We start from the raw sequence: 10,437 nt of genomic DNA, 5'->3' as shown, positions 1-10,437 counted from the left end.
CCAAATCTGATGAGATTGGAGCCTTTCCCAATGAAACCAGTTGTCTCACAGTTTTTTGCCTCGTCGTAGAGCGAGATCATGCCAAACATGACCGTGGAACCCCCCGCGAATAATTCATGACACTAACTCAATGTCAATATGAAAGTGTCACAGTGAATGCCACCATCGATATTCCAGACGCAGTTAGTATAACCAAACAGTCGGCCAGAGGTCTTATGTTCCTTTGGAACGTGCCATTGAACAGCTATTTCTACTTGCACGCCATCTCGATCGCCCTGAAGGTAAATAATATCTGCGTGCAGCGGTTCCACTTCGGAGTTTAAGTAGGCGAGATATTCCCGGATGCCGTCGGGGTAACAATAAGTTTCGATCGAAGGAGAAGTGCTGCCGAGTATTCCCAAACGATTGTCAGTGAAAATAATTGTTAAACCGGGATTGAGATAAGCAAGCTGTCGCAGGTAAGAGGTGAGAGTCGGGCGATCGAACTCAATACCAGGCTGGAAAATCTCCACATCTGGCTTGAAACAAATCGACGTACCAGTGCGGTTTTTGGGATTTGGTTTAGCTGTTAGTTGCGTAACGGCGACGCCTTTGTCAAAACGCTGGCTGTAAATTTGCTCTTGGCGCCGAACAGTCACCTGCAACCATTCAGACAAAGCATTGACAACTGCTAGCCCAAGCCCGTGGATACCTCCAGAAACCTTGTAGCCGTCGCTGCTTCTGCCAACAAAGCAAAGAACAGTCAAAACTGCTTCCAGGAATGATTTACCAGTTTTGGGATGAATCTCGGTGGGAATTCCCCGGCCGTTGTCTGTAACAGTAACGGAACCGTCAGCGTTCAGGTCAACTTCGATGCGAGTGCAGTAACCTGCCAGCGCTTCGTCGATCGCATTATCCACAACCTCGTAAACTAGATGGTGGAGTCCTCGCAGACCAGTGTTACCGATGTACATCCCCGGTCGTTTGCGGACTGCTTCGTGATTTTCGAGAATTTGAATTTGGTCGGCGCTGTAGGTGTCAGTCATGCAACAATAGCTCCAAAAATGAGGCTGAAGACCCCAAAATTCATAAAATGCAAAAAATCCTAAAAATCATAGCACAAAACCGTTAAAGGCGATGCTAGCGCATTATGAATGGAAATTTATCGGGGGACAGATATCGAATAGTTTTGAGTTCGCTTCGGGATGAACGAGGTGTAGCGCCGTCAATCAGCGGGGGGAGAGAGGATTCGGGGATTTGAGAGTTTTTATTGGGAAATGCAATATGTTTTTTAAGTGTGCGACGGCTTATGTTTAGATTGATTACAATTTGCGGGGCGACGGCGACGGGGAAGTCTGGAGTGGCTGTGGAAGTGGCCGATCGACTGAAATCTTCGATCTTGAGCGCAGACTCCCGTCAAGTGTACCGCGAATTTGACATCGGAACGGCAAAACCTACAAAGATCGATCGCGCTTCTGTACCGCATCACTTAATTGACATTTGCGATCCGACGGAAACTCTAACACTCGCAGAATACCAGCAGCAAGCTCAAAAAATAATTGCTGATGTCGATTTTCCCGTTTCTCCTCCGCTGTTGTTGGTGGGAGGGACAGGCTTATATATCAAATCAATTGTCAAGGGTTTGAAAATGCCCAGGGTAGCGCCGATACCCGAATTGCGATCGCAACTTGCGGAGCTGGGCCAATCTCAATGTTATGCGATGTTGCAGCAAGTCGATCGCCCGGCCGCCCAGAAAATTCACATCAACGATTCATTCAGAACCTTAAGAGCACTCGAAGTATTTTATGTCACCGGGCGCTCTATTTCCGAACAGCAAGGCGAAAATCCTCCCAATTATCCTATTCTACAGATTGGGTTGGACTGTAAGATGGATGTTTTGGGCGATCGCATCCAACAGCGCACCGAGCAAATGTTAGAACGCGGTTGGCTGGCTGAAGTAGAATATTTGTGCAAAAAATACGGCTGCGACTTACCGTTGTTGAACACCCTGGGATATCAGGAAATCAAACGATATTTAGCTGGCGACATTACGCTTGAGGAAGCTAAAGAATTAACAATTTTGCACACGAGGCAATTTGCCAAGAGACAGCGGACATGGTTTAGAGCATATCCTGAAATTGAATGGTTTGATGTTAGCACGCCAGATTTGCTAGAACGAATTTGGCAAAGAATACAATATTTTCTTGTCAAAGGTTCGTAGTGAGGACTTTAGTCCGCAGAAAAGAAAGGACTAAAGTCCTCACTACAAACCTAATAATTTTCAATTAAAGAAACTATTTGATTGTAATCAAAATCATTGGCCAAGAAAGCTAAAGCCTCAGCCACAGATTCATCAAGCTTGCGGATTTGCTCTATGCAACTATCAACTTTAGCCATCTCACAGAGGCTGGAAGCTGCCAATAAATCAGCCAACAATTCAGCAGGCAAATCCGCCAAAGCTGACCGACTCAAAGCATCCTCGATCTCCAGTTTCGTCAAATCCTTGTTGCTAGCAGGTTCCTCATAGATAAAATTTACCCCAATATGTTTTTGCAGCGCATCAAATATATCTGCTTCCCGGAACGGCTTGCGGATAAAATCATCGCATCCTGCCGAAGAAACAACCGCTCTTTCTTCTTCTAAAACACTAGCAGTTACAGCAATAATTGCAGTAGCTTGACCTTTAACAGTGCCTTTGATTAGTTTTGTAGCTTCGTACCCATCCATCACTGGCATTCTCATATCCATTAAAATTAAATGCGGTTCCCAATCATTCCAAATCTCAACAGCTTCTTGGCCGTTACAAGCTTCTTTGAGTTCAAAACCGAGGGGAGAAAGCAGTTTGAGCAGCAGCAAATTATTGCTGGGTTTGTCATCAACAATCAAAATGCGATACTTAGGTTGATTCGGTGCGAGGCAAATCACTTGTAGCGCCGTCTTTTTGCCTTCTATTTCCCTGGGATCGATCGCACTAATTTTAGTATCGAATACAAAAGTTGTTCCGACTCCCAACTCTGAATAGACACTCATCTTGCCACCCATTAACTCTACAAAATTGCGGCTGATTGGCAGTCCCAAACCAGTGCCTTCTTGGGAGTTTTTACCAGTTTGGGTTTGCACAAAAGCTTCAAAAAGACTATCTAATTCATCGGCAGCGATACCTGGCCCAGTGTCGGAGATTGCAAAATTCAGGAAGCACGAAGATGCAGAATCTACATCGTTAGGATTTTGTAGTGGGCTAATTTTACTACATTTTTCAAGACTCTGATTTGCTGGAATATTTGAATTTTTGCTATTCTCCACAATATTAACAGTTTTAGCAGGCTTTAGACTGCTTGCTTCTGGTTTGAGATTAACTTTTATTGCAACTCCTCCTTCTTGAGTAAATTTGAGAGCGTTGCCGATCAAATTTATTAAAACCTGTCGCAATTTGACTTCATCTGTGCGGACGTATCTGGGAACATCAGGGCTGTATTCTACTACTAATTGCAATTGTTTGTCGTCAGATTTGATATGGAACATATCTTCGAGATCGTCCATAAATTGATAAAAATCAAAATTCTTATAGTTGAGAATAGTCCGACCAGCTTCAATCTTTGATAAATCTAAAACCTGGTTGATTAAAGTTAGTAAATGGTCGCCGCTGCGAGTAATAATTGCGACATTATCTTGATGCTCTTTGGGTAAATTTTGGCTGCGGAGCATGATTTGAGAAAAGCCGAGGATGGCGTTGAGGGGAGACCGCAATTCGTGGCTCATGTTGGCTAAAAAGCTGCTCTTCGCTTCGTTTGCTACTTCGGCTTTTTTCTTCGCAAGAGCGAGCTCCGATGTGCGTTCTTCTACTTTTGTTTCTAAGGTGCGGTTGGAATCTGCTAGATTAGTATAAAGTCTGGCATTTTCAATGGAGATGGCTGCCGAAGCCGATAAGACTTTCAGCAGTTCTAATCTGTCTGATGTAAATGCTCCAGCGATCAGGTTGTTTTCTAAGTAAATTATGCCGATAAGTTGACCTTGGTTCAGGAGTGGCGCGCACAATATAGATTTGTTTTGATGCTGTTTGATATAGGGGTCACTGTTAAAATTCTTGCTGGCAAATGCTTGGCTTAAAACTACTGTCTCTCCTGTACGGGCAACATAATTAACAATCGATACTGGTAGGTTATTATCTATAGGAATTGACTGCAATACCGCAATATTGTCGGAATCGATCGCACCGGCAGCTTCGATTAGCAATTCCCCGGAATGGTTGTTGGCACAATCTGAGGGAGAATGAAAAATCAAATAGCCTCGTTGTGCTCCGGCATTTTCAATCAGTATTTTCATCAAAGAAGCCAGCAACTTATCCAAGAGGATTTCGCCAGAAATGGCTTGGCTGGCTTTCACTACCGCAGCCAAATCTAAAGCTGAACTTCCTAAACCAGGGGTGTTTAATTGGCTGGCTATAGTTACTGTAGTGGCATCATGAAATTGAGTTTCTGATGTGGATTTTATTAATAATTTTGGGTGAGTTGCTTCTAACTTTTCTTGTTTGCGTTTGGCGCCCCAAATTAGATAATTGTAGTGCGCTTTTTTTAGGTAAATTTCGGCAAATTCTGCTTTACCTTTGCTCAGCCAGAAATTGGCTGCTAATTCTGCGGCTAATGCTTCGTTTTGGATAAAATAGCCGTCTCTGGCTGAAGTAATCGATCGATCGTACAAATCGATCGCCTCCATCTCCCTACCCCCAATCCGCGCCATCTCCCCAGCTACCAATAAGTATTTATGCTCAAAGGTCTCCGGACAGCTATCAGCCCAGATTTTCATCTGTTTTTGGTTGGCTTTGAGCTTTCTCAGGTATTTTTGGCGATCGCCCTTGGAAGCTTGCGGGTAAAGCGCAGTTAAAATTAGGGAATAATAAAAATTATGTTCGGCTACAATAATTGTGCCGATCGCCAAACTCAATTTTTTCTCAGCTTCCACAGCATAGCTGAAAGCTGCTGCATACTCTCCGTACAAATACAAAACCTGGCATTTCAAAATTTGATAGCCGCAGATTGCCAAAAAACTGCCGCGATCGGCACACCGCTCTAAATATTGTCCTTCGCTAATTTCGCCATTAGAAAATACCTCACAATTAGAAGTTTCTCCCAGTAAATTAAACAAAGCTATCTGACAGCCTAGTAAGTAATCAGTAGCAATTTGATTGTTAGTTTTAAAGTTAAATAGCAAAAAATTCCACACTTCTACACGCAGAGATTCGAGATTTTTGCCCTGGGGGATAGAATACATCAATTTGTAAAGCTGAATGTAACCTGCAAATTGCAATTCGCCCGATTCTAAGCCAGCTTGATAGCCATTATGGCTAATCGAATCCGACAGTTTCAGAGGCTGTATCCAGTGATTTAAATGAGCCACAAGCATTTCCGATGCCTTGCATTTTTGCGTCAAATCGTGAAAGCGATCGCTCAAATTGAGAGCTAACATCCCAAACTCGTATCCCGAGCGATAATCAGCCATCGCAGCCGACAACACCAAGCCGTAGCAAGCATAGCTGTAAGATGATTCCGGCACCGGGCCGTATTTTAGAGAAAGATTGACAGATTTTGTAACAACTAATTGGTAAAGTATCGGATTGGAAAATAAACTCGCGGGAATAATTTTATCCAGAAGTTTCATCGCGGTTCTTTTTTCCGAAATCTTCATTTCCGGTAGGTGCAGCAAAGTACCAATTTCCCGATCGCCCAATTGTGCTGTTGCTTGGGCAAATTCGGCTTTGCAAGCTTGCTGCAACCGCTTTTCGGGCAACTCAACCCCCAACAAACGCAAGCCCTGGCGCCCAAATTCAATTGCTTCCTCGTATTCCCCCAGCATGGTATGCAGCGTAATTAGGCGATCGAAAAATTCCGCTTTTTCCACCGCCAATTGCAACTGCGACAGTGCTAAATTAATCAAGAATTGCGATTGCTCGAAATTGCCAATCAGATAATTCAATTCCGCAGCTTCCAGATACAACTCTCGCGTCAAATTATATTCAGTTTCCCAGCTATCCGCAGCCAAAAGTTCGATCCCAAAACAGACATACTTGACAGCAGCCGCATAAGCTGTAGCAGCTTTGGCTTTTTTCCCAGCCAAAAGATTGAGTTTGGCAATTTTATCTCTTTCCGTGCGATCGATCCCCAAGGGAAACTCCCCTGCGATCGCCCCTATCGCCTTTCCTGCCGCTAGATTTAACTGATCGACAATTTCAAAAAGCTCCTCCGACAAATTTTCATCACCGCTATTATCCAATAACAACCGACCGATTTGCAAATGAACCGCTTTTTTCTGCCCTTCGTCAATCAAAGCATAAGCTGCTTGTTGGACGCGATCGTGCAAAAACTTGTACTCTTCAAACAACAGTTCAATATCCAACTCAGACACCGGAAAAATCAAACCAGCTTCCAGTGCGGGCTTCAAATCTGAGAACACCAAATCCGGAGATTTTTCACAAATTTTTGCTAAAGTAGTTAAGTCAAAAGATGCCCCAGCACAAGCTGCAAAACGTAAAATGTTTTGAGTTGTCTCCGGCAACTTTTTTATTTTTTTTACCATCAAATCAACCACATTATCAGTGATATCCCTTGCTTCAATTTGAGCAATATCCCACTGCCAAAATCCTCCACAACCTCTATTTTTTAGAGCCTTTTGTTCCCGAATCGATAGCTCGGAAGATTCCAGAAAACTAAAATTAATCAATTTCTCAGAATGCAGCATTTTGAGAAATTGATTGACAAAAAATGGATTTCCGTTAGTTTTACATAACACCAAGTCAGCCAAAGATTGCACAGACATAGCATCGCCATGCACAGTGTCAGCTATTAAATTACTAATATCTTGGATGGTTAAATTAGCTAAATAAATAAAATCAATTGTAGCGCCTTCTTTTTGCATTTCATCCACAGTAATCATTAAGGGATGATGGGCGCTGACTTCATTGTCTCGATAGGCTCCAATCAGCAATAAATATTGTGTATCACTATCCACTACCATCAATTGAATTAAATTGAGAGTAGCTGCATCTACCCACTGCAAATCATCGAGAAAAATCACCAGGGGATGTTCCGGCGAACAAAACACGCGAATAAATTTTTCAAACACAAAATAGAAACGAATTTGCGCTTCATTTGGTCTCAACTCTGCTACCTGGGGCTGTTTGCCGATAATTAATTCTATTTCGGGAATTACCTCAATAATTACTTGACCGTTTGCACCCAATGCAATTAAAAGTTTAGTGCGCCACTCATCGAGTTTTGCGGAACTTTCGGTTAGCAGTTGTCGCACCAATCCCGAGAAAGCGCTAATAATCCCTGAGTAGGGAATATCACGCTGAAATTGGTCAAATTTGCCGGAAATAAAATAGCCGCGTTTTTCAGTAATTGGTTTGTAAATTTCTTGTACCAGCGATGATTTCCCCATGCCCGAATAACCTGCAACTAGCATCATTTCGCTTCCAGAAAAACTATGTTGTGGGTTCGCAACTCGCTCGAATGCTGCTAGTAAAGCCTGGACTGGCGCCGCCCGCCCGTATAGTTTTTGAGGGATTTGAAATCGATCGGAAATATCTTGTTTAGCTAAAGGAAACTCTAAAATAGTTCCTGTTGTCTGTAATTGACGCAGACATTCCTCTAAATCTGTTTGAATTCCCCAAGCACTTTGGTAACGGTTTTCGGCATTTTTTTCTAAAAGTTTCATGACTATTGCTGACACAGCCGGAGGAATTTGTGGATTGATTTTGTCGATGGGTAATGGCTGTTTGGCAATGTGAGAATGTACCAATTCCATTGCATCTTTGGTCTCAAAAGGCAATTGGTTGGTTAGGAGTTCGTAAAAAGTAATGCCGAGGGAATAAAAATCTGTACGGTAATCTAGGGAACGGTTCATTCTCCCGGTTTGTTCTGGCGAAATGTAGGCTAAAGTTCCTTCTAAAAAATTGGGATTTTTTATGGTGGGAGTTTCTCGGGTTAACAGGGTGGAAATTCCGAAGTCAATAATTTGGATTTTTCCTGTGGCTTGGTTGAGAATAATGTTGCCGGGATTGATGTCTTTGTGGATGATGTTTGCTGCGTGAATTTGTCCTAATATTGCGGCGGCTTGAATGCCGATATTGAGAAATTCAGACAGGCTAAAGCTTTGCTGTTCCTGCATTTGTTTCAATGAGAAACCGCCAAAATCTTCTAAGATTAGAAGGAGAGTGTTGCGATATTTTTGTAAGTCGTAGGCTTTGATGACTCCTGGAAGGTTGAGGATTTGAAGAATTTTGTATTCCTGTCGGTAGCGGACTATTTCGCTGGGAGTTGGATAATCTTCGTTGAGCAGTTTGAGAATAATTGGCTGTTGATTTTGTTCTCTGATGCCTCGATAAACTGTTGAAATAGAATTTTCGTGTATTTTATTTAATATTTGAATGCCGGGAATTTCAAGCATTGGATATTTTCCTTTTTTATTTACAGCAGATTAATTTCAGGCGAGGCTGACGTAGTATAGAGTTATATAGCCTTTGTCACTAACATGATGTACGCATAGGGCATAGGGCATAGGGCATAGGGCATAGGCATCGCACTCACTTTTTTGAGAACCGTTATATACGATTTATTGAATTATGGCAATTCACAGAAGACGGCTGTGCCAACCGCGTCTATAAAGACAAAACCCACTCGCCTGCGGGTTGCAGAGTGGGGGGTTGAAATTACATTTTAATTACATTTGATTTTTGATTCCACTTGTCGTGGACTTCTTTTCACAAGAAGCGGTTTTAACTGCCGCCTTAGGTGTAAAGACTCGCCACATATTCGCCGTAACCGTTATAGGGCAAAGTTGGGCGAGTTTCCCACGACCAACTGTTACCGGGCCCGACTACCCGTTCGCTGGCTTGTGACCATCTGGGATGCGGTTTGTCGGGTTCGACATTGGCTTCAAAAGCGTATTCGTTGGGGCCGATGGTATTCCAAAAAGTAGCGGGCTGTTTTTCGACAAATTCAATTTTAACGATCGACTTTGCGCCCTTAAAACCGTATTTCCACGGAATCACCTGCCGCAGCGGCGCCCCATTTTGCTTGGGCAGCCGCCGCCCGTACAATCCTGTGGCAAAAAATGCTAAATCGTTCGCCATTTCCTCAATCCGCATACCTTCGGTGTAAGGCCAAGGATAAAATTGCGACATCAAACCAGGGCCGGGAGTGATTTTTGAATCGTAAAATGAGGTGAAGCGCACAAATTTAGCATTCGATTGCGGTTCGACATCAGCCATGAGTAATTTCATGGGAAATCCGACCCAAGGAACTACCATTGCCCAGGCTTCTACGCAGCGAAATCGATACACTCGTTCTTCGATGGGAAATTTTTTGTGGAGGTCGTCTATATCGTAGGTGCGGGGATTTTTGACTAAGCCAGTTACTTCTACTTTCCAGTTTTCGGTTGGTAAAGCTTGGGCGGCTTGCCAAATAGATTTTGTGCCTCCGTACTCATAAAAATTGTTATATTTGGTAGCTAAGGCTTCGTCGGTAATTGCCCGATCGACTTTTGCAAAGGCTGGATTCCGGTTCAAGCCCGAATATGCTGGGGTTGAGCTTTTTTCTAGGGCAGTTTTTGAGCTGTCATTGCCTCGACATCCTGCAAGCGGTAGCAGCGAAGCCGTCACGCCGGCGCCAATTAAATTGGTCATGAAACGGCGGCGGTTGAGAAAGGCTGTTTCTGAGGTAATTTGTGAGTCGAGAATTTCCCAAGGTTTGGGAACGCGAATTAACGGCATAGTTCAGTTGATAGTTGACAGTTGATAGTTGACAGTTGTAGGGGCAGTGTCCCCGTGCCTGCCCTCTTAGTTTACAGTTGACCAATTGAGGGCTACCTCTCCATAAAAGGAAGAGGCTTGAAAGAGTGAATAATTTTGTTTTATTTCCCCCTCGAAAGAGGAGGCTTTAAACCCATTATTCTTGGTAATAGTTAAATATTAGTAGTTAGTTTGGCAAAAGTTACCAAAATTTCAATTCTTCGGTTAAGTTGAAGTTTGAAATTGACTTTTTTGCCACAATTACTGTATCCACAAAAATAGTATAGCGTAATTCTTGGACAGCGAGTCCACCCGAGGAATCAAGTTCGGTGCGATCGACTGATTAAGCCTCGATCGCATAAAAGCCCTATTAATTTGAGATTTTAGACTGCGACGGCTGCGCTGGCTCACAAAACGCTGACTGACAAGTCGCCAGCGCGATCGCCCTTGCTTGCCGAAGTGTCGAACGATTTTAGATTGGGGATGACTGACTCGATAGTGGTGGGAATTTTTTCTACAGTTGTATTATTTGGGTAAATAGGTGTCAGCAATAATTTACGCGCGATCGCTCCAAGCAATTGTGGCTAAAATCTAGGAAACAATTATGATAAAGCAAAGATTCAAATTATTTAATTTGTCCACAGGAAGCGGCACGCACCGCCCCGCTTTCCTCC

At 43.2% G+C, this 10,437-nt stretch carries 5 protein-coding genes; 1 reads left to right on the top strand and 4 read right to left on the bottom strand.

Annotation, left to right across the window (positions count from 1 at the left end; translation table 11 throughout):
• Positions 1–122: 122 nt before the first annotated feature.
• Complete coding sequence (locus tag QZW82_RS21570; protein WP_293152565.1) at positions 123–1,025, bottom strand: ATP-binding protein; 903 nt, start codon at positions 1,023–1,025, stop codon at positions 123–125.
• 263 nt (positions 1,026–1,288) lie between these two features.
• Here QZW82_RS21570 and miaA point away from each other — a divergent pair, with 263 nt between their 5' ends.
• Positions 1,289–2,200 carry a tRNA (adenosine(37)-N6)-dimethylallyltransferase MiaA gene (miaA, locus tag QZW82_RS21565; protein WP_293152562.1) on the top strand — a complete coding sequence of 304 codons (912 nt, stop codon included), beginning with the start codon at positions 1,289–1,291 and terminating at the stop codon, positions 2,198–2,200.
• A gap of 50 nt (positions 2,201–2,250) precedes the next feature.
• Here miaA and QZW82_RS21560 read toward each other — a convergent pair whose 3' ends face one another.
• The 3 genes from QZW82_RS21560 to QZW82_RS21550 form a co-directional block, all read right to left on the bottom strand.
• Positions 2,251–8,421: an AAA family ATPase gene (locus QZW82_RS21560; protein ID WP_293152559.1), complete on the bottom strand. Its 6,171-nt coding sequence runs from the start codon at positions 8,419–8,421 to the stop codon at positions 2,251–2,253.
• A 340-nt stretch (positions 8,422–8,761) separates the two neighbouring features.
• On the bottom strand, positions 8,762–9,745 hold the full coding sequence (msrP, locus tag QZW82_RS21555) for a protein-methionine-sulfoxide reductase catalytic subunit MsrP (protein ID WP_293152556.1): 984 nt from the start codon (positions 9,743–9,745) through the stop codon (positions 8,762–8,764).
• A 425-nt stretch (positions 9,746–10,170) separates the two neighbouring features.
• Positions 10,171–10,314 carry a hypothetical protein gene (locus QZW82_RS21550; RefSeq protein WP_293152553.1) on the bottom strand — a complete coding sequence of 48 codons (144 nt, stop codon included), beginning with the start codon at positions 10,312–10,314 and terminating at the stop codon, positions 10,171–10,173.
• Between the last annotated feature and the right edge of the window lie 123 nt (positions 10,315–10,437).

The organism is Microcoleus sp. bin48.metabat.b7b8b9.023 (assembly GCF_013299185.1).
GTDB lineage: Bacteria > Cyanobacteriota > Cyanobacteriia > Cyanobacteriales > Microcoleaceae > Microcoleus.
The sequence above is the reverse complement of the archived record's forward strand: the minus strand, read 5'-3'. Positions and strand labels throughout refer to the sequence as shown.

What these genes read in the sequence shown, in the direction of transcription:
- miaA (WP_293152562.1), top strand. Translation starts at nt 1,289, where the DNA reads ATGTTTAGATTGATTACAATTTGCGGGGCGACGGCGACGGGGAAGTCT.
- QZW82_RS21570 (WP_293152565.1), bottom strand. Translation starts at nt 1,025, where the DNA reads ATGACTGACACCTACAGCGCCGACCAAATTCAAATTCTCGAAAATCAC.
- QZW82_RS21560 (WP_293152559.1), bottom strand. Translation starts at nt 8,421, where the DNA reads ATGCTTGAAATTCCCGGCATTCAAATATTAAATAAAATACACGAAAAT.
- msrP (WP_293152556.1), bottom strand. Translation starts at nt 9,745, where the DNA reads ATGCCGTTAATTCGCGTTCCCAAACCTTGGGAAATTCTCGACTCACAA.